This window comes from Variovorax sp. J31P179 (genome assembly GCF_030316985.1).
GTDB classification, from domain to species: Bacteria; Pseudomonadota; Gammaproteobacteria; order Burkholderiales; family Burkholderiaceae_C; genus Variovorax; species Variovorax ginsengisoli_B.
In genome coordinates this window covers 506,863-525,966 of sequence record NZ_JASZYL010000005.1, presented here as the reverse complement: position 1 = coordinate 525,966, position 19,104 = coordinate 506,863, and the positions used below count along the sequence as shown (strand labels likewise).

At 69.8% G+C, this 19,104-nt stretch carries 18 protein-coding genes; 9 read left to right on the top strand and 9 right to left on the bottom strand.

What is annotated here, in order from left to right:
• Window positions 1–111: 111 nt before the first annotated feature.
• Together QTI17_RS16380 and QTI17_RS16375 are read right to left on the bottom strand one after the other, a co-directional pair.
• Complete coding sequence (locus QTI17_RS16380; protein ID WP_286534389.1) at window positions 112–1,365, bottom strand: branched-chain amino acid ABC transporter substrate-binding protein; 1,254 nt, start codon at window positions 1,363–1,365, stop codon at window positions 112–114.
• A gap of 40 nt (window positions 1,366–1,405) precedes the next feature.
• Window positions 1,406–2,098 (bottom strand): TetR/AcrR family transcriptional regulator, encoded by a 693-nt coding sequence (locus QTI17_RS16375; protein WP_286534387.1) that lies wholly within the window; start codon window positions 2,096–2,098, stop codon window positions 1,406–1,408.
• 74 nt (window positions 2,099–2,172) lie between these two features.
• Between QTI17_RS16375 and QTI17_RS16370 the strand changes: the two genes are divergently transcribed.
• The 4 genes from QTI17_RS16370 to QTI17_RS16355 all read left to right on the top strand — a co-directional run bounded on the left by QTI17_RS16370 (window position 2,173) and on the right by QTI17_RS16355 (window position 8,365).
• Window positions 2,173–3,795 (top strand): AMP-binding protein, encoded by a 1,623-nt coding sequence (locus QTI17_RS16370; protein WP_286534385.1) that lies wholly within the window; start codon window positions 2,173–2,175, stop codon window positions 3,793–3,795.
• Between the two features lie 5 nt (window positions 3,796–3,800).
• Entirely contained in the window at window positions 3,801–7,100 is a 3,300-nt protein-coding gene (locus tag QTI17_RS16365) for a carboxyl transferase domain-containing protein (protein ID WP_286534383.1), read from the top strand.
• 44 nt (window positions 7,101–7,144) lie between these two features.
• Window positions 7,145–7,876 (top strand): SGNH/GDSL hydrolase family protein, encoded by a 732-nt coding sequence (locus tag QTI17_RS16360; RefSeq protein ID WP_286534381.1) that lies wholly within the window; start codon window positions 7,145–7,147, stop codon window positions 7,874–7,876.
• A gap of 114 nt (window positions 7,877–7,990) precedes the next feature.
• Entirely contained in the window at window positions 7,991–8,365 is a 375-nt protein-coding gene (locus QTI17_RS16355; RefSeq protein WP_286534379.1) for a hypothetical protein, read from the top strand.
• Here QTI17_RS16355 and QTI17_RS16350 read toward each other — a convergent pair.
• Genes QTI17_RS16350 through purU form a run of 3 tightly spaced genes read right to left on the bottom strand, consistent with a single transcriptional unit; the run spans window position 8,362 to window position 10,297 of the window.
• Window positions 8,362–9,087 carry an LrgB family protein gene (locus QTI17_RS16350; RefSeq protein WP_286534377.1) on the bottom strand — a complete coding sequence of 242 codons (726 nt, stop codon included), beginning with the start codon at window positions 9,085–9,087 and terminating at the stop codon, window positions 8,362–8,364. The genes QTI17_RS16355 and QTI17_RS16350 overlap by 4 nt on opposite strands.
• Window positions 9,088–9,090: 3 nt before the next feature.
• Window positions 9,091–9,435, bottom strand: coding sequence for a CidA/LrgA family protein (locus QTI17_RS16345; protein WP_286534376.1), 345 nt, complete (start codon window positions 9,433–9,435; stop codon window positions 9,091–9,093).
• Between the two features lie 16 nt (window positions 9,436–9,451).
• Window positions 9,452–10,297: a formyltetrahydrofolate deformylase gene (gene purU / locus QTI17_RS16340; RefSeq protein ID WP_286534374.1), complete on the bottom strand. Its 846-nt coding sequence runs from the start codon at window positions 10,295–10,297 to the stop codon at window positions 9,452–9,454.
• A gap of 93 nt (window positions 10,298–10,390) precedes the next feature.
• On the opposite strand from purU, the gene aptA reads away from it, so the two are divergent.
• Window positions 10,391–11,725, top strand: a complete 1,335-nt coding sequence (gene aptA / locus QTI17_RS16335) for an omega-aminotransferase AptA (protein WP_286534372.1) — start codon at window positions 10,391–10,393, stop codon at window positions 11,723–11,725.
• A 9-nt stretch (window positions 11,726–11,734) separates the two neighbouring features.
• On the opposite strand, the gene QTI17_RS16330 is transcribed toward aptA, so the two are convergent.
• From QTI17_RS16330 to QTI17_RS16320, 3 genes are all read right to left on the bottom strand, one after another.
• Window positions 11,735–12,541 (bottom strand): ChaN family lipoprotein, encoded by an 807-nt coding sequence (locus QTI17_RS16330; RefSeq protein WP_286534370.1) that lies wholly within the window; start codon window positions 12,539–12,541, stop codon window positions 11,735–11,737.
• Window positions 12,542–12,567: 26 nt separating this feature from the next.
• Window positions 12,568–12,846: a BTH_I0359 family protein gene (locus QTI17_RS16325; protein WP_286371057.1), complete on the bottom strand. Its 279-nt coding sequence runs from the start codon at window positions 12,844–12,846 to the stop codon at window positions 12,568–12,570.
• A gap of 115 nt (window positions 12,847–12,961) precedes the next feature.
• Window positions 12,962–14,107: a DUF3108 domain-containing protein gene (locus QTI17_RS16320; RefSeq protein ID WP_286534369.1), complete on the bottom strand. Its 1,146-nt coding sequence runs from the start codon at window positions 14,105–14,107 to the stop codon at window positions 12,962–12,964.
• Window positions 14,108–14,207: 100 nt separating this feature from the next.
• Between QTI17_RS16320 and QTI17_RS16315 the strand changes: the two genes are divergently transcribed.
• Window positions 14,208–15,218: a fumarylacetoacetate hydrolase family protein gene (locus QTI17_RS16315; protein WP_286534367.1), complete on the top strand. Its 1,011-nt coding sequence runs from the start codon at window positions 14,208–14,210 to the stop codon at window positions 15,216–15,218.
• A 15-nt stretch (window positions 15,219–15,233) separates the two neighbouring features.
• Here the strand turns inward: QTI17_RS16315 and QTI17_RS16310 are convergent, their stop codons facing one another.
• Entirely contained in the window at window positions 15,234–16,004 is a 771-nt protein-coding gene (locus tag QTI17_RS16310; protein ID WP_286534366.1) for a helix-turn-helix transcriptional regulator, read from the bottom strand.
• Between the two features lie 74 nt (window positions 16,005–16,078).
• Between QTI17_RS16310 and QTI17_RS16305 the strand changes: the two genes are divergently transcribed.
• Genes QTI17_RS16305 through QTI17_RS16295 form a run of 3 tightly spaced genes read left to right on the top strand, consistent with a single transcriptional unit; the run spans window position 16,079 to window position 19,060 of the window.
• Entirely contained in the window at window positions 16,079–17,824 is a 1,746-nt protein-coding gene (locus QTI17_RS16305) for an FAD-dependent monooxygenase (protein WP_286534365.1), read from the top strand.
• Entirely contained in the window at window positions 17,821–18,030 is a 210-nt protein-coding gene (locus QTI17_RS16300) for a DUF2783 domain-containing protein (protein WP_286534364.1), read from the top strand. Before QTI17_RS16305 ends, QTI17_RS16300 begins: the two co-directional genes overlap by 4 nt.
• A gap of 52 nt (window positions 18,031–18,082) precedes the next feature.
• Complete coding sequence (locus QTI17_RS16295; RefSeq protein WP_286521972.1) at window positions 18,083–19,060, top strand: Bug family tripartite tricarboxylate transporter substrate binding protein; 978 nt, start codon at window positions 18,083–18,085, stop codon at window positions 19,058–19,060.
• The last annotated feature ends 44 nt before the right edge of the window (window positions 19,061–19,104 follow it).

The following is a 19,104-nucleotide window of genomic DNA, read 5'->3' as shown; positions in this document are numbered from 1 at the left end:
CCCTCGAAGCGCGATAACGGCGACGGCAGCGAGCCTGAAACCCCGAAATCCTGCAACCGCCCACTTCAGGACGCCGGATGACTGCCGCGCGACTGGTACTTCAGCGGCCTGCTAAGGCTGGGGCCGGTTCATGTTGCAGTCGGTGCCTTGCGCCAGTTCGTTGCCGCTGTAGATCGCGTCGGTGCGGAAGCCGTAATTGGTGCCTTCCCAACCGACCTTGACCGCCTTGCCGTCGACCGGCGCGATGGTGTTGACCACCTGCGGCAGCAGCAGCTGGTGGTCTTCGGCGCGCATGCGCACCGGGCCGACCACCGAATCGAAGCGCAGGTCTTCCAGGGCGCGTGCGACCTGGGCGGTGTCGGTGCTGCCGGCCTTGTTGATCGCGGCGGCCAGCAGGCGCGGGGTCATCTCGATGCGCGGCGCCAGGAAGTCCTTGCCGGTCCTGGCCTTGTAGCTCTTGGCGAGCGCATCGACCTTGGGCGAGTCGGCCTGGCCCGGGTGCCACTCGGCGACCCAGGTGAGCTGCCCCAGCCTGGCCTGCGACACGGCCAGCACCGTGCCCGGCACCGAGCCCGCGCTGTGGTTGTAGTAGTGCAGGTCGTAGCCGGCATCGCCCGCGGCCTTGAGCAGCAGCGTCATGTCCTGGCCCCAGTTGCCGGTGATCACCGAATCGGCACCCGACTGCTTGATGTTGGCGAGGTAGGGCGCGAAGTCCTTGACCTTGCCGATCGGGTGCAGCGTCTCGCCGACGAACTGGATGTCGGGCCGCGCCAGGCCGACCAGCTGGCGGCCGTAGCTGGCCCACTGCTTGCCGTGCGCATAGTCCTGGTTGAGCAGGTAGATCTTCTTGACCTCGGGCGTCTTCTTGATGGTGTTGGCGATCGCCTTCATCTTCATCGCGGTGTTGGCGTCGGTCTGGAAGTGCCAGAAGCTGCAGGCCTTGCCGGTGAGTTCGGGGTCGATCGAGGAGTGGTTCAGCACCAGCAGCTCTTTACCCGGATTGCGCTGGTTCCAGCGGTTGACCGCCTGCACCAGCGCGCTCACCACCGACGAGCCCGAGCCGCCGGTGACGATGGCGCGGGCGCCCTGGTCGATGGCCGCCTGCAGCGCGCTCTGGCTCTCTTGCGCCGACAGCTTGCTGTCGAACTGCAGCAGCTGCAGCCTGGTGCCGCCGAGTACACCGCCCTTGGCGTTGATGTCCTCGATCGCGTACTGCGTGTGCGTGAGCATCAGCTCGCCGACATTGGCGAAGGGTCCGGACAGAGGATCGATGTAGGCGATCTTGTAGGTCTGCTGGGCCTGGGTGGCGCCGGCGGCGAGCAGGGCCGCGGCCGCGACGGGCGCGAGCAGGCTGGGGAACTTCATGGACGGTCTCCGTGGTTGGAATGAAAATAAGGCTCGGCGATCAGGCGCCGGGCTCGCGCAGCCCGAGCACCCGCCAGGCCAGCCTGGACAGCTCGGCCACCACCTCGTCGGGCGAGAGCCGGCCGTCGGGCCGGTACCAGCTGTAGAGGAAGCCGGGCAGGCTGAGCGCCGCGAAAGCGGTGATCTTTGTTTCGCCGAAGTCCAGGTCGCCGTCGCTGCGGGCCTGCTCGAGCAGCGGAAAGAGCTGGTCGTAGAAGTGATGGGCCAGCTTCTTCTGCGCCGCGATGTACTCCGGCCGGTAGACCTGCGGCTCCTTGTAGGCGAAGAAGGCGCAGGGGTGGTGCGCCACCGTCGCGCGGATCAGCCGCTCGATGCCTTCCTTGACCTTGTCGACCGCCCGGCGCGGGTCGCCGGCGGCGAAGTCCATGGAAGTGAAGCAGTCGACCGCGGGCCGCCACGAGAGCGTCTCGAAGATCTCCTGCTTGTCGCGGAAGTAGTAATAGACGAAGGGCTTCGTGACGTCGAGGGCGCGCACGATCTGCGCCATCGTGGTGTTGGCGTAGCCCTGGGAGGCGAACAGCTGCGCCGCCGCCTGCAGGATGCGCTCGCGCTGCACGTCGGTGCCGGCCGTGGCGGTGCGCTGCCGGCCGGTGCCCTGCGGCAGGTCGCTGCGGGGAGAGGGCACGTCCTCGTGGCCAGAGGGTTTGTGCGGTGTCGCCGAAGTTATACCCATGGGTAGGATCTTGGTGCACCATGCCGGCCTTGGCAAGCGCCCGAGTTCATCGATAACCCTGAGAGACTGACGCCATGGAGACAAGCCCCCTTCGCGAGCTTCCCGATCGGCCGCAGCAGCCGCTGCACGAGTACCTTCGCACGCATGCGCGCGAGCGCGGCGGGCACCCCGCCTGCCTCTGGTACGGCCATGCGATGAGCTACGCCGAGCTCGATGCCGCCAGCGATGCCTTCGCCGCGAGGCTGCAGGCCATCGGCGTGAAGAAGGGCGAGCCGGTGGTGCTGTTCCTGAACAACTGCCCGCAGTACCTGGTCGCGCACTTCGGCATCCAGAAGATCGGCGCCATCGTCTGCCCGAGCGGGCCGCTCAACAAGGAACACGAACTCGCCTACCAGGTCGACGACCTGAAGGCGCGCGTGATCGTCGCGGCCTCGTCGCTGCTGCCGGTGGTCGACAAGGTGCGCGCATCGAGCACGCTCGCGCATGTGTTCGCGGTGCACTACGCCGACTTGCTGCCCGCGGGGCCGACGCTCGATGTCCCGGCGGAACTCGCTGCCGCGGCGAAAGAGCCGCGCGCCGTGCCGAACGATTGCGAAGACTTCTTCGCCGTCATGCAGAGCGGCGCGCGGCCGGCGCCGGTCGCGCTTTCGCTGGACGACGTCGCGCTCATGACCTACACCTCGGGCACCACCGGCCTGCCCAAGGGCGCGATGCTGAGCTACGGCAACGCGCTCTTCAAGACCCGCGCGGCGGCCGACTGCAATGGCGTCACGGGCAGCGACGTGCTGCTGTCGATCGCGCCGCTGTACCACATCGCCGGCATGCTGATGGGCGTCAACGTGCCGGTGCTCACCGGCGCCACCTCGGTGCTGCTGCACCGCTTCGATCCGCGTGCCACGCTGCAGGCGATCGATCGCCACGAGGTCAGCTGGTGGTACAGCATCGCGCCGATGAACGTCGCCTGCATGCAGCTGCCGGACATCGCGGGCTTCGACCTGTCCAGCCTGCGCATGAACCCGGTGACCAGCTTCGGCATCGCCTTCACGGCGCCGCTGGCGCAGCAGTGGCGCGGCTTCGCGGGCAACTGCAGTTCCTTCGAGGCCGCCTACGGCCTGAGCGAGACCCACACCTGCGACACCTACACGCCGCACCACGCGCCGCGCTGGGGCACCCAGGGCATCCCGGTGCCGGGCGTCACGATCCGCATCATCGACAGCGACACCGGCGAGGCCAAAGCCACGGGCGAGATCGGCGAGATCGTGCTGGCGAGCGCCGGCTCGTTCAAGGGCTACTGGAACAAGCCCGAAGCCACCGCCGCGACCCTGCGCGATGGCTGGGTGCACACCGGCGACATGGGCAAGCTCGATGCCGACGGCTACCTCAGCTTCATCGGTCGCTTCAAGGAGATGATCAAGGTCTCCGGCTACAGCGTGTTCCCGGAGGAGGTCGAGACGATCCTGATCAAGCATCCCGCGGTGGCGCAGGCCGCGGTCATTGCCCAGCCCGATGCCGAGAAGGGCGAGGTGGTCAAGGCCTTCGTCGTGCGCAAGCCCGGCATCGAGCTCGATGCCGACGCCCTGATCGCCTGGTCGCGCGACAACATGGCGAGCTACAAGGCGCCGCGCGCGGTGCGCTTCATCGACGCGCTGCCCACCACCGGTGCCGGCAAGGTGCTGCGCCGATTGCTGAAGGATTGATCGACATGCTGACGAAAGTCTTGATCGCCAACCGGGGCGAGATCGCGGTCCGGCTGGTGCGCGCACTGCGCGATCTGGGCATCGCGAGCGTCGCGGTGCATGCCAGGGACGACGCCGAAGCGCTGCACGTGCAACTGGCCGATGCCGTGGTGCCGCTCGATGCGACCGGCCCCTCTGCCTATCTCGACGGCGCGGCGCTGATCGCGATCGCGCGCGAGCAAGGCTGCGACGCGGTGCACCCGGGCTATGGCTTCCTGAGCGAGCGCGCCGACTTCGCGCAGGCCTGCGCCGATGCCGGCCTGCGCTTCATCGGCCCGACCCCCGAGCAGCTCGCGTTGTTCGGCGACAAGGCGCGCGCGCGGGCGCTGGCCGGGCAGTGCGGCGTGCCGGTCATGCCGGGCAGTGCCGGCGCGGTGACGCTGGCCGAGGCGCAGGCCTTCTTCGCGGCGCAGCAGGCCGATGGCGCGGGCGTCATGGTCAAGGCCATCGGCGGCGGCGGCGGCCGCGGCATGCGCGCGGTGCTCAACGCGGCTGATCTGCCCGAAGCGCATGCGCGATGCACCTCCGAGGCCAAGGCAGCCTTCGGCGTCGATGGCGTCTATGTCGAGCGCCTGATGCGCAACGCGCGCCACATCGAGGTGCAGGTACTCGGCGACGGCCAGGCGGTCGCGAGCCTCGGCGAACGCGAATGCACGCTGCAGCGGCGCTTCCAGAAACTGGTCGAGATCGCCCCCAGTCCCTCGCTGCCCGAGGCATTGCGCCTGCAGCTCACGCAGGCCGCGCTGCGCATGGCCAAGGCGGTCGGCTACCAGAGCCTGGGCACCTTCGAATTCCTGGTCGACGAGCGTTCGAAGACGCTGCCCTTCGTTTTCATCGAAGCCAATCCGCGCCTGCAGGTCGAGCACACCGTGACCGAGGCGGTCACCGGACTCGACCTGGTCCAGCTGCAGGTCGGCATCGCCAACGGCGAGACGCTGGCCGACCTCGCGATCGAAGCCGACCGCACGGCAGCCCAGCGCGGCTTCGCGGTGCAGTGGCGCATCAATGCCGAGACCCTCGATGCCGAAGGCCAGGCTCGGCCGTCGGCCGGCACACTGGCGCGCTTCGACCTGCCGGCCGGCCCCGGCGTGCGCGTCGACACCCATGGCTACGCGGGCCTGGCGCCGTCGCCGCACTACGACACGCTGCTGGCCAAGCTGATCGTCCATTCGTCCTCGCCGCGCTTCGCCGACGCGCTGCGGCGCTCGCTGCGGGCGCTGGAGGAATGCCGCATCGAGGGCATCGCCACCAATCTGCCGCTGCTGCGCGCGATCGCCGGGCGGCCCGAGTTCGCGACCCAGGCGGTGCACACGCGATTCGTCGAGGCGCATCTGGCCGACCTGTTGGCCGCTGCGGCGCGCATCGATGCAGCGGACGCCAGGCTGGCGCGCGGCGCGCCCCTGCGCGCCGAAGCCGGCTTGCCGGCCGACGAAGACGACGCCCTGGTGGTCAAGGCGCCGATGCCCGCGAAGCTGGTCCAGTTCGAGGTCGATGTCGGCGACCTCGTGCCCGCCGGCGCGCAGCTCGGCGTGCTCGAAGCCATGAAGATGGAGCATCTGCTGCACGCGCCTTTCGCCGGCCGGGTGGTCGCGCTGCTGGCCGCGCCGGGCGACTACCTGGTCGAAGGCCAGTCGCTGGTGCGCATGGACGCCGTCGATGCGCAAGCGGTCGAGACGCAGGCGCAGGCCTCGCACGACCTCGACCAGGTTCGTGCCGACCTGCAGAAGGTCATCGACCGCCACGCGCCGACGCTCGACGCCAACCGCCCCGCCGCGGTGGCCAAGCGCCATGCGCAGGGCGGCCGCACCGCGCGTGCCAACATCGCCGACTTGTGCGACCTGGCGCACGATCCCGGCAACTTCAGCGAGTACGGTGCGCTGGCGATCGCCGCCCAGACCCGTCGCCGCTCGCTCGAGGACCTGATCGCCAACACGCCGGCCGACGGCATGGTGACCGGCATCGGCAGCATCAACGCGCGGCAGTTCGGCCCCGAGAAGTCGCGCGCCGTGGTCATGGCCTACGACTACACCGTGCTGGCCGGCACGCAGGGCATGCGCAACCACCACAAGACCGACCGCATGCTCGGCATCGCCCACCAGCTGCGCCTGCCGGTGGTGCTGTTCGCCGAGGGCGGCGGCGGACGGCCGGGCGACACCGACATGCCCATCGTGGCCGGCCTCAACAACCACACCTTCAGCCAGTTCGCGGCGCTGTCGGGCAAGGTGCCGGTGGTCGGCATCGTGCACGGGCGCTGCTTCGCGGGCAATGCGGCGCTGCTCGGCTGCGCCGACGTGATCATCGCCACCGAGGCCAGCAACATCGGCATGAGCGGCCCGGCCATGATCGAGGGCGGCGGCCTGGGCAGCTTCGCGCCCGAGCAGATCGGGCCGAGCAGCGTGCAGTCGCGCAACGGCGTGATCGACATCCTGGTCAAGGACGAGGCCGAGGCCGTGGCCGCCGCGAAGCAATACCTGTCGTACTTCCAGGGCGCGACCGCCGAGTGGCAGTGCGCCGATCCGCGGGCGCTGCGGCATGCGGTGCCCGAGAACCGGCTGCGCGTGTACGACGTGCGCGCCGCGATGCGCGGGGTCGCCGACACCGGCTCGCTGCTCGAGCTGCGCGCCGGCTTCGGCGCCGGCATCGTGACCGCGCTGGCCCGCATCGAGGGCAAGCCGGTCGGCCTGCTGGCCAACAACCCGCACCACCTGGGCGGTGCGATCGACGTCGAGGCGGCCGACAAGGCGGCCCGCTTCATGCAGCTTTGCAACGCGCACGGTCTGCCGCTGGTGGCGCTGTGCGATACGCCGGGCTTCATGGTCGGCCCCGAGATCGAGGCCCAGGCGCAGGTCCGTCATGTGTGCCGCATGTTCATGGTGGCCTCGCACCTGCGCGTGCCGTATTTCGCGGTGGTGCTGCGCAAGGGCTACGGCCTCGGTGCCCAGGCCATGACCGCCGGCGGCTTCGACGCGCCGGTGTTCACGGTCGCCTGGCCGACCGGCGAGTTCGGCGCCATGGGGCTCGAAGGCGCCGTCCGGCTCGGCTTCCGCAAGGAACTCGAAGCCGCGCCCGAGGGCGCCGAGCGCGATGCGCTGTTCAAGCAGCTGGTGGCGCAGCAGTACGCCAACGGCGAGGCGATCCACATGGCGCAGACCCTCGAGATCGACGCGGTCATCGACCCCGCCGACACGCGAGCCTGGCTGGTGCGCGGGCTGGCTTCGGCGTCGGCGCCGCGCGAGCCGGCGCAGGCCTACGTCGATACCTGGTGAAGGCCTGGCGCGGATCGATCGGGCGTCCGTACACTGCGGACCCCATGAAGCAACTATCGCGGCGCCGCGCCGCGCTCCTCATCGGCGCCTGGGCCGCGGCCCTGCATGCGCCGCTGGCTGTATCGGCGGGCGCGCCACGGGTCGTGGTGGCCTTCGGCGATTCGATCACCGAAGGCGCCGGCGCGATCAACGAGAACGGCAAACCGGTGCGCTATCCGGAACGGCTCGAAGCGAGGCTGCGGGCAATGCCGGGCGCGGTCCAGGTGGTCAACGCCGGCATCTCCGGCAATCGCCTGCTGGCCGACAACGTCGGTCCCAAAGGCATCGCGCGCTTCGAGCACGACGTGCTGGCGCAGCCGGGCGTCACGCATGTCGTGATCCTCATCGGTATCAACGACATCGGCTTCAGCATGCCCGAAGGGGCCAGCGAGCCGATCCGGGGACAGCCAGCGGCGGAAGAGATCACCGCCGGGCTTCAAGGGCTGATCCAGCAGGCGAAGGCGCGCGGGGTCAAGGTGCTGCTCGGCACGCTGCTGCCGTTCAAGGGCTCCTCCTACTGGAGCAAGGAAAAGGAATCGCGGCGCGACGCCGTCAACCGCTGGATCCGCAGCCGCCGCCATGTCGAAGCGGTGGTCGACTTCGATGCCGCGATGCGCGACCCTTCCGATCCCCAGGCGCTGAAGGCCGCCTACGACAGCGGCGACCACCTTCATCCGGGCAATGCCGGCTATGCCGCGATGGCGGACGCGATCGACCTGCGGGCGCTGCGCAAATAGGCTTCGCACGGCACGTTCTGGCGTCACACCTCTACACAAGACTTCGTCCGTGGCTTACAGCAGGTTCACATGACGCAGGGAGGATGAAGGCTCCAACAACTCGAAGGAGTCCTCATGAAGAAACTTGCAGTCAGCCTCGCCGTCGGTGTCGCCTCTCTGTTGTCGCTCGGCGCCGCCGTGGTGCCAGCCACCGCTCAGGCGCAGCCGGGCGTGGTCGTCCGCGTGGCGCCGCCGCCCCCGCGTCCCGAACACGTGCCGCCGCCGCGCAGGGGCTACGTCTGGGCGCCCGGCCACTACGAGTGGAACGGACACCGCTATGTATGGAACAAGGGCGCGTACATGCGCGCGCGCAACGGCTATGGCTATCGCGCGCCGCAATGGGATGAGCGCGATGGACAGTGGGAGTACCGCCGCGGCGGCTGGGACCGTGACCATGACGGCGTGCCCAATGCACAGGATCGCCGCCCGGACAATCCCAACCGCAGCTAGAACAGCTTGAACACCAGCGGCATCAGCAGGGCGGCCAGCACGACCTGCATGCCGAGCGCCAGCCCGGCATAGGCGCCGGCGTCGGCGTTGACGTGCAGGGCACGCGCCGCACCGATGCCGTGGGCCGCGGTCCCCAGGCCGAAGCCGCGGGCCGCGAAGCCCGTGGCGTCGGTGCCGATGCGCAGCGCATCGAACAGATACTTGCCCGACAGCGCACCGATCATGCCGGTGAGCACCGCGAACACCGCCGACAGCGCCGGGATGCCGCCGATCTTTTCCGAGATGCCCATCGCAACAGGCGCGGTCACCGACTTGGGGGCCAGCGACAGTACGACGTCATGCGGAAGGCCCACCGCCCATCCCAGGGCCACGGCCGACCCGCCCGCGGCGGCGCCGCCGAGCAGCGAGGCCAGCAGCAGCCGGCCGAAGCGGGCCCGCAATTCGGCACGCCGCTGCCACAGCGGCCAGGCCAGGGCGACCACGGCCGGGCCCAGCAGGAAATGGATGAACTGGGCGCCCGCGAAGTAGGTCGGGTAGTCGACCCGGGTGGCCAGCAGGCCGCCGGCCAGCACCACCACCGACCACAGCACCGGATTGGCCCAGGGCGCGCCGCCGGCGCGGGTGTAGGCCGCGTTCGACAGCAGGTAGACGACCAGGGTCGCGGTCAGCCCGAACAGGGGCGTGGCCGACAGGTAGATCCAGAGTTCGACGAAGCGCGGCATGAACTAATTCTTGCGCCGGTCGGGCCAGTAGAGCACCAGCGCGGTGACCGCCAGGCCGATCCAGGTCGACAGCGCGATCACCAGCAGCATCCGCCCGCCGTACTGCCCGAGCAGCGCGAGGTGGGTCATGACGCCGACGCCGACCGGCACGAACAGCAGCGAGAGGTGCGCGAGCAGGAAGCTGGCGCATTCGGCCACCGGCTCGCGCACGATCGCAAAGCGCAGCCCGGCCAGCATCAGCATCATGCCGAGCACCGGCCCGGGCAGCGGCAGCGATAGACCGCGCGAGAGCAGCTCGCCGACCGACTGGAACACCAGCAGCCAGGCCATCCCGCGCAAGCCGTTCATGGGCCGGCCCGCGCGCCTACTTGAAGACCACCGTGCGGTGGCCGTTGAGCAGCACCCGGTGCTCGCTGTGCCACTTGACGGCGCGCGCCAGCACCTGGCTCTCGGTGTCGCGGCCGCGGGCGGTCAGCGCCTCGACCGTGTCGGTGTGGTCGGCGCGCTCCACGTCCTGCTCGATGATCGGGCCCTCGTCGAGGTCGGCCGTCACGTAGTGGGCGGTGGCGCCGATCAGCTTCACGCCGCGGTCGTGCGCCTGGTAGTAGGGCTTGGCGCCCTTGAAGCTCGGCAGGAACGAGTGGTGGATGTTGATCGCCCGGCCGGCCAGCTTGCCGCAGAGGTCGTTGCTGAGGATCTGCATGTAGCGCGCCAGCACCACCAGGTCGGCGCCTTCGGCCTCGATGATCTCGAGCTGCTTCGCCTCGCCCTGCGCCTTGGTCGCGGCGGTCACCGGGATGTGGTGGAAGGGCACGTTGTAGCTCGCCGCCAGCTGGTAGAAGTCGCGGTGGTTCGAGATGATGGCGCGGACGTCGATCGACAGCAGGCCGCTTTTCCAGCGGAATAGGAGGTCGTTCAGGCAATGGCCTTCCTTGCTGACCAGGATCACGGTCTTCATCGGCTCGGCGGCGGCATGCAGTTTCCAGCGCATGTCGAAGTCGGCCGCGAGGGCGGCGATCTGCTCGCGCAGGACGTTCTCCCCGTGCTCGCAGGCGAAGCGCACCCGCATGAAGAACAGGCCGGTGCCGTGGTCGTTGTACTGCGCCGCTTCTTCGATGTTGCCGCCGCGCTCGAGCAGGAAGCCGGAGACGGCGTGCACGATGCCCGTGCGGTCGGGGCAGGAGAGGGTGAGGATGTACGCGGGGTTCATAAGGCCGCACATTGTCGCAGGGCCTGCCGCGGGCCGCGGCTGGTGCCAAAATGCCCCGTTCCTCGACCACCCGAACTCATCAGGAGTGAATTCATGGCCTTCAACGACTTCAACATGGACAACCAGTGGTTGCCCTTCACGCCCAACCGCTCGTTCAAGAAGGACCCGCGGGTCTTCGTCGCGGCGGACGGCATGGAGTTCACCACCCATGACGGCCGCAAGGTGATCGACGGGATCTCGTCGCTGTGGTGCGTGGGGGCTGGCCACAATCGCAAGCCGATCAACGAGGCGATCAAGAAGCAGCTCGACACCCTCGACTACGCGACCGCCTTCCAGGTCAGCAACGACAAGGCCTTCAAGGCGGCCGAGATGATCGCGGCGATGGCGCCCGGCGACCTCAACAAGGTGCTGTTCTGCAATTCGGGCAGCGAAGCCGCCGACACCTCGATGAAGGTCGCGCTGGCCTACCACCGGGCCCGCGGCGAAGGCCACCGCAACCTGTTCATCGGCCGCGAGAAGGGCTACCACGGTGTCGGCTTCGGCGGCATGTCGGTCGGCGGCATCCCGGGCAACCGCAAGGTGTTCGGCTCGGCCTTCCTGCCGCGGGTGGACCACATGCGCTTCATCCACGACCCGGTCAACCACGCCTACATCCACAACCAGGAGCCGGTCTGGGCCGACGACCCGCTGGCCGACCTCGAGCAGCGCATCCTGCCGCTGCACGACCCGAGCAACGTGGCGGCGATCATCGTCGAGCCCATTGCCGGATCGGCCGGCTGGTACGTGCCGCCCAAGGGCTACCTGCAGAAGCTGCGCGAGATCTGCGACAAGCACGGAGTCCTGCTGATCTTCGACGAGGTCATCACCGGCTTCGGGCGCATGGGCACCAACTTCGCGTCCGACTTCTACGGCGTGGTGCCCGACATGCTGAACTTCGCCAAGTGCGTGACCAACGGCGTGATCCCGCTCGGCGGCGTGATCTGCCGCGACAAGCTCTACGACGAGATGATGAAGACCTCGGCGCCCGAGCACGTGGTGGAGTTCTTCCACGGCTACACCTACTCGGGCCATCCGGTGGCCTGCGCTGCGGCGATCGCAACGCTCGACCTGTTCAAGCAGGAGCAGCTGTTTGCACGGGCCGGAGAGATGGGCAAGGTCCTCGGCGATGCATTCCACAGCACCTTCAAGGGCCTGCCGAACGTGATCGGCATCCGCAGCCTGGGCCTGGCCGCGGCGGTCGAGCTGGCGCCGATCGCCGGCGCGCCGGGCAAGCGGGCCTACGACATCTTCGTCGACTGCTACCACAAGGGCGCGCTGGTGCGGCCCGCGGGCGACGTGCTGGTGATCGCGCCGCCCTACATCGTCGAGAAGTCGCACATCGACACGCTGGTCAACACGCTGGCCGACGCGATCAAGGCGAAGGCCTGATCACGCGGCTCAGCCGGCCGGGCGTGGCGGCGGCTTGACGCCAGCGCAGTAGTCCTGCTCGGGCAGGGCCGGCGTCGGCCAGACGGCGTCGAAGGCGCGGTCCGCCTCGTCGGGCGGACCGGCCCGCATCCGCACCGCCTTCACCGAGACATCGGTGGGCAGGTGCTGCGGCACGCCCAGCTGCTTGTTGCCGTGGCCGGCGCCGCTCACGAGCAGCACGGTCTTGCCCGGCACCCTTGCCTTGACCACGGCCTGCGCCATGGCGCGGTCGCGGGCGATCTGGATCCGGGTCATCGGCACGATCTGGGACTCGGGCAGCAGGTTGCAGTGGCCGCTGCGCACGGCCTGCTGCTGTTCGGTGCGGGCGGCTTCCGGCAACTGCGCATCGAGCGAGACGTCGGCCATCGCGTCCTTCATGTGGGCCCGCTGCAGGTTGGCGCCGATCACCGGCACCCCCGCCCGGACGGCGGCCATGACCACCGGGCCGTAGGCGGCCCATGGCCAGCCCTTGTCGTTCCAGCCGAGCGCGGTCTGCACCTGGGCTTCGGTCGCGTCGCGCGGCAAGTGGGCCGTGCTGTTGCCTTCCTCGGCCATTTCGAGTGCCAGGGCGGCGAGGCGGCCGCCTTGGGCCAGTGCCATGACGGTCTCGCGTTCGATCTGCTGGTGCTCGGCGGCATCGTGCTGCTCGCCCAGCAGCAGGGCGTCGGTCGGCAGTTGGGCGGCGGCGCGGCGGGCGATCGGCGCCTGGCTGTCGCCCGGGCCCGGCGCTGCACAGGCGGTCAGCAGCGCCGCGGCGACGGCAACCAGGCTGCGCATGGCGGGGCGTTGCGCCGGCTTCGTGTTCAGTGGACCAGAACGGGAGTGTGCGCTAACTCGGCGTAGCCTTCGAGGGTGTCCTCGACTTCTTCCTGCGTCGGCGTGTTGAGCTGCCAGGCGGCAATCTGCTGCTGGAACAATTCTGCCCAGGAGCCATCGAGGTAGACCTCCTTGCCCGAGCGCTTGTCCACGATCTCGAAGCCGTGGCGTGCCAGCACCGGCAGGTGGGGCGCCGCGGGCGCCTCGCCTTCGGTCGGCTGCACGTGCACGACGACGAAGGAGTCGGAATCGTAGAGCATTTGCATGTCGGGTCCTGTGAGGATGTCGATGGCATTCATGGTGGTTAGATAGCAATCAACGCGCCAGTTTCAATATGCAGCGTTGCGTTGTAGGCACCCGCCTGTTACTGCGTGTTATTTCTCACGGATTCGACGACTGGCTGCGCAGCTGGAGGTCGATGAAGTCGCCATTGGGCTGGGTCTGCCGGATCCGGACCGGGAGCCAGCCCAGCACCGGCGCCAGCCACAGTTCGATCTTGTCGTCGCCGGGCTTGCGGGGGTTGCGCGTGAGCCTGCGGGCCGAGAACTCGCCGGCCGGCACGCCGACCTCCTCCTCGCCCTCGACATTGAAGGTCCAGATTTCGGCATCGTTGATCCCGACCGTCTGGACCGCGATCACGGCGCCGGGCGGATAGTGCGCCGTGTTGCCCGCCATCAGGGCGCCGAGCTGGAGCACGACGCTGAGCCGGTCCTGTGCACCGGCGAGGAGCATCTCGCTCGGGACATTCCCGCTGAACTGCACGCGCCTGTTGTCGCGGTCGAACAGCGAAACGGTCTCCGTCCTGCGGGTGTCCGAGAAGCGCAGGGGCTCGATGCCGGTCGGCCCGATGCGCCCCGTGCTGTGCTGGCTGCGCAGGGTCTTGAACAGGAAGGTCCAGGCCAGGCGGAGGTCGTACTGGCTGCCGTCCTGCAGCCAGACCAGTTCGCCGAACACGCCCTGCAAGGGCTGGGCGCCTTGCTGCGCCGTGGCGGCGAAGCGCAGGCGCACCGAACCGGGGACCTGCGCCTCCACCGAACCGGCGATCTGGCCGGCCGCGTCGCTGCCGGCACCCGTGTTCGAGCCCGCGGCCCCCGTGGCACCCGACCCCTTGGGGGCGGGCGCGCCGGCTTCTTGCGGCTGCGCCTCGCCGGTGTCGGGGCCCGTCGCGGCGTCGGGGTCGGCCACCGCCATCTCGGCGGGCGCCGGCCGGTCGATGGCGGGCGCGGGTGCTGGCTCCACGGCGGGGCGGGGGCGCGGCGCGGGCCGGGGCCGCGCGGGCCTGGGTGGCGGTGGCGGGACGGCTGCCGGCGGTGCCGCGCTGGCCGCTTCGACGGCGGGCGGCGGCGCGATGACGATGCTGCGCGTGATGAAGGTCTGGGCCAGCGGCGAGGGCCGCGGCCCCGAGCCCAGGGGCGCCAGCCCCAGCAGCGCCAGGTGGACCAGCACCACGGCCGCCGTCAACAGCGCCAGCCCGCGCCAGGGCGGGCGCGGAAAGCCGGGGTCGACGGACAGGGCGGGGGAGGGCATCGAGGATGGAGTGGACGCCGGCCCGGAGGTTCACCTCGGTACACTGCCGCCCGTCCACTCAGTTTAGTTGCGTGTGCCCTGCCGGCATCCGCCGTCACCCATGAAACTCGCCACCCTCAAAGACGGTTCGCGCGACGGCCAGCTGGTCGTCGTCTCGCGCGACCTGGCCAGCGCCCACTACGCCACCGGCATCGCCAGCCGCATGCAGCAGGTGCTCGACGACTGGGGCTTCATGAGCCCGCAGCTGCAGGATCTCTACGACGCGCTCAACGCCGGGCGGGCCCGCCACGCGTTCCCCTTCGATCCGGCGCAGTGCATGGCGCCGCTGCCGCGCGCCTACCAGTGGGCCGACGGTTCGGCCTACCTGAACCACGTCGAACTGGTGCGCAAGGCGCGCAACGCCGAGGTGCCCGCGAGCTTCTACAGCGACCCGCTGATGTACCAGGGCGGCAGCGACGACTTCATCGGTCCCTGCGATCCGGTGGTGGTGGCCAGCGAGGCCTTCGGCATCGATTTCGAGGCCGAGATCGCGGTCGTCACCGGCGACGTCAGGATGGGCGCGACGGCGGCGCAGGCGCTGGACGGCATCCGGCTCGTGATGCTCGCCAACGACGTCAGCCTGCGCAACCTGATCCCGGCCGAACTGGCCAAGGGCTTCGGCTTCTTCCAGAGCAAGCCGGCCACCGCCTTCAGCCCGGTGGCCGTGACGCCGGGCGAGCTGGGCGAGGCCTGGCAGGGTGGCCGCGTGCACCTGCCGCTGCAAAGCACGTGGAACGGCCGCAAGGTCGGGATGTGCGATGCGGGCGAGGAGATGACCTTCCACTTCGGCGAGCTGATCGCGCACATCGCCAAGACCCGCAACGTGCGCGCCGGCAGCATCGTCGGCAGCGGCACCGTGAGCAACAAGGGCGTCGAGAAGAAGGGCCGCATGGAATGGCCCAAGGGCTACAGCTGCATCGCCGAGAAGCGCTGCATCGAGACCATCCAGGACGGCCAGCCCAGCACCGAGTTCATGAAGTACGGCGACACCATCCGGATCGAGATGAAGGATGCGGACGGGCAGTCGGTGTTCGGTGCGATCGACCAGGAAGTGGTGGCGGCAGCGGGCTAGCCACTGCCCCGGCGCTCAGGCGCTGCGCATCAGTTCCTTGAGGGTCCGCAGCCCGAGCCGACGGAACGCACGGTATTGGTGCGTGCGCACCGTCGTCAGCTCGATCCCGATCTCGCGCGCCGTCTCCTTGGCGGACTTGCCGGCCAGCAGGTGGCCGATCACCTCGCGCTCGCGCAGGCTCAGCGCCAGCAGGCGCGAGGCCAGTGCCGGCTCCGCGGCCTCGCGGGCGGCGACGGCGCTGCGGCCGTGGGCGGCGGTGGCGTCGGCCAGCAGCGCGGCGTGGGCTTCGAGCAGCGCGAAATCCGCCGGCCCGAAATCGGGCTGGGCCAGGCTGCGGTAGAAGCTCACCGCGGCGCGCTGGCCGCTCGGCAGCAGCAACAGCACCGAGCTGCGCTCGCGGATGCCGACGTCGCTGTAGCAGGCGGCACGGTAGGCGGCATCTTCGACCTCCTCGGCCCGGTGGTGGCCGAGCCACAACTGCGGCCGCTTCGGCAGCTTGCGGCCCGCCAGCCAGGCCATGTGCGGGTCGAGCCGGTCGAAGCGCTCGGCCACGTAGCGCTCGGCGGTGCGCTCCGCCGTGTTGCCATAGCTGCTGGCGGCCGAGATCGTCTCGATGCGGCCGTTGGCGCCGGCCGCGAAGACCGTGCAGAAGGTCACCGGCAGCACCCGGTGCATCGCCGCCAGGTAGCTGGCGGCCAGGTGGGCGGTGCCGATGCCGGCCAGCACGCTGCCGACCACCGGGCCCGCCAGGGCTTGGTCGTGGGCACGGACGGGCCAGCGCTTCATTGCATTCCTAGGGTAATCACTTCGTACGAAGTTATGACAAAGGGCGAGCCGCCGCATCCGGACAATCCCCTTCCATGAACACCGCTGCCGCGATTCCTCCCGCCGCCCGCGCCGGCGACGCCGCCACCGGCCCGATCCCGCCGGCGGGCGTCGAACTGCCGCCCTCGGTCGGCGCCTTCCACTACACGCGCTTCGCGCCTTCGCTGCCGCCGCTGGTGGGGGGCGTCGAAGCCGGCATGCATCCGGTGGTGATCGCCGGCGGCGGCCCGGTCGGCATGGCGCTCGCGCTCGGGCTCGCGAACCATGGGGTGCGCAGCGTGGTGCTAGAGGCCGACGACACGGTCTGCGTCGGCAGCCGCGCGGCCTGCATCTCGCGCCGCAGCCTCGAGATCATCCAGCGCCTCGGCGCGCTGCCGGCCTTCCTGGCGAAGGGCCTGCCCTGGACCGGCGGACGCAGCTTCTACAAGACCGAAGAGGTGTTCCGCTTCGAGATGCCGCACGACGAGCTGCAGAAGCTGCCGCCGATGATCAATCTCGAGCAGTACTACATCGAACAGTACCTGCTGGACGAGATCGAGCGCCGCAACGCCGCGGTGCCGGGCCTGGTCGACATCCGGTGGGGCAGCACGCTGACCGGGATCGAGGAGGAAGCCGATGGACTGCGGCTGTCGGTGTGCAACGCGCTCGGCGACCATGCGCTGCGCGGCCAATGGCTCGCGGCCTGCGATGGCGGCCAGAGCTTCGTGCGCAAGTCGCTTGGCCTCGAGCTGGTCGGCACCGGCTACGAAGGCCGCTACGTGATCATCGACATCGAGCTGCACAGCGGCCATCCGACCGAACGCCGCGCCTGGTTCGACCCGCCGTGGAACCCCGGCTCGACGGTGCTGATGCACAAGCAGCCCGACGACATCTGGCGCATCGACTACCAGCTGCGCGCCGGCCAGAGCACCGAGGAGGCCTTGCAGCCCGCGGCGGTGCAGGAATTCGTGCAGCGCCACCTCGATGCGATCGGCGAAGGCCACCTGCCCTGGCACACGGTATGGACCTCGGTCTACCGCGCCGGCGCGATGACGCTCGAAAGCTATCGCCACGGCCGGGTCGTGTTCGCCGGCAACGCGGCCCATGCGATGCCGATCTTCGGCGTTCGCGGGCTCAATTCGGGCTTCGACGACGCTGACAACCTGGCCTGGAAGCTGGCGCTGGTGGCGCGCGGCGTGTCCGATGCGTCGCTGCTCGACAGCTATTCGCAGGAGCGCATCGCGGCCTTCCACATCAATGCCGAGAACGCGATGCGCAGCACCGAGTTCATGTCGCCGCCCTCGCGTGGCTTCGACCTGCTGCGCGAGGCGGCGCTGTCGCTCGCGGGCGCGCACCGCGGCATCGCCAACCTGATCAATCCGCGCCAGACCCAGGCCGTGGGCTACGAGGGCTCGATGCTGTCGAGCCCGGGCGACGAACTGGCGCAGGGGCCGCGGCCCGGCGAGGCCCTGTCCGAGCAGGCGCTGGCCGACGGCTCGCACCTCACCGACCGGGTCGGCGCGGCCTTCACCGTGCTGCTGCTGAACCTGCCGCAGCCCGACGACGCCCTGCGTGCCGAGGTGGCGCAGGCGCAGGCCGGCCCGTTGCCCGTGGCGCTGTGCGCGCTGTCGCCGCAGGACGCCGACCCGCAGGTGTTCGAAGCGCTAGGCGCGGGGCAAGGCGCCGTCTATCTGCTGCGCCCCGACGGCCACGTGGCGGCGCGTTGGCGCCGGCCGCCTCCCGGCGCGCTGCGCCGGGCCCTGGCGCGGGCGGCCGCGCTGATCCCCAAGGAGCCCGCATGACGACGACTGCCCTGCCACCCGAGGCGCGTGATCGCGTCTACGCCGAATGCGCCCGCGCCATCAGCGAGGCCGGCCCCGAGCGGGAGTCGCTGTTCCTCGCCCGCCTCGCGCTGCTGCTGTTCGAGCAGGTCGGCGACGAGGCGCGCTGCCGCGAGGCGCTCGCGCAAGCGATCGACGGGCTGCCGACGCCGTCGCTCTCCGCCTGAGCCCTCTGCGCAGCCCTTACATTTGAAGACATACAAACCAGGAGACCTTTCGATGGATCGCAGAACCCTGCTCACCACCCTCGCTGCCACCGCGGCCGCTGCCGCGGCACCGTGGGCGCGCGCCCAGGGCGCCTTTCCCGACCAGCTGATCAAGTGGGTCGTGCCGTACCCGGCCGGCGGCGGCACCGACGTGATCGCGCGCACCCTGTCCGAGGCGATGCGGCAGACGCTGGGCCAGCAGATCGTGATCGACAACCGCCCCGGCGCCTCGACCAACATCGGTGCCGAACTGGTCGCCAAGGCCAAGCCCGACGGCTACACGATCATGTCGGCCGACAACGCGCTGCTGGCCTTCAACGAGCACCTGTTCAGCAAGCTGCCCTTCAACCCCGAGAAGGACTTCAGCTACATCGGCGCGATCGGCAAGTTCCCGCTGGCGCTGGTCGTGCATCCGGACTTTCCGGCGCAGGACTTCAAGGCCTTCCTGGCCTACGTGAAGGCCAATCCGGGCAAGGTCAACTACGCCTCGCCGGGCAACGGCTCGCCGCACCACCTGGCGATGGAGATGTTCAAGGTCCGCACCGGCACCTTCATCACCCACATTCCCTACCGCGGCGCCGCACCGGCGATGGCCGACGTGATGGGCGGCCAGGTGCCGGCGATGTTCCTCGACCTGGCCTCGGGCCTGTCGATCATGCAGGGCAAGAAGGTGCGCGTGCTGGCGATCGGATCGGGCAGCCGCTCGAAGCTGCTGCCGGACGTGCCGACGCTGGCCGAAGTCGGCGTCGCGAATTCCGAGGTGTTCGCCTTCCAGGGCATCGTCGGGCCGGCCGGGATTCCGGCGCCGATCGTCGCGCGGCTGAATGGCGATCTCAACCGTGCCTTCACGACGCCGGCGGTGCAGAAGCGCTTCAGCGACTTCGGCATGGAGGCGATGCCGGGCTCGCCGGCTCAGTTCGCGGCGCTGTCGCGGGCGGAGTCGCAGCGGTGGGGGCCGATCATCAAGGCGGCGGGGATCAAGTTGGATTGAGACCTTGCGGGACAGACCAAGGACTGCGCAGCAGTTCTTGCTCT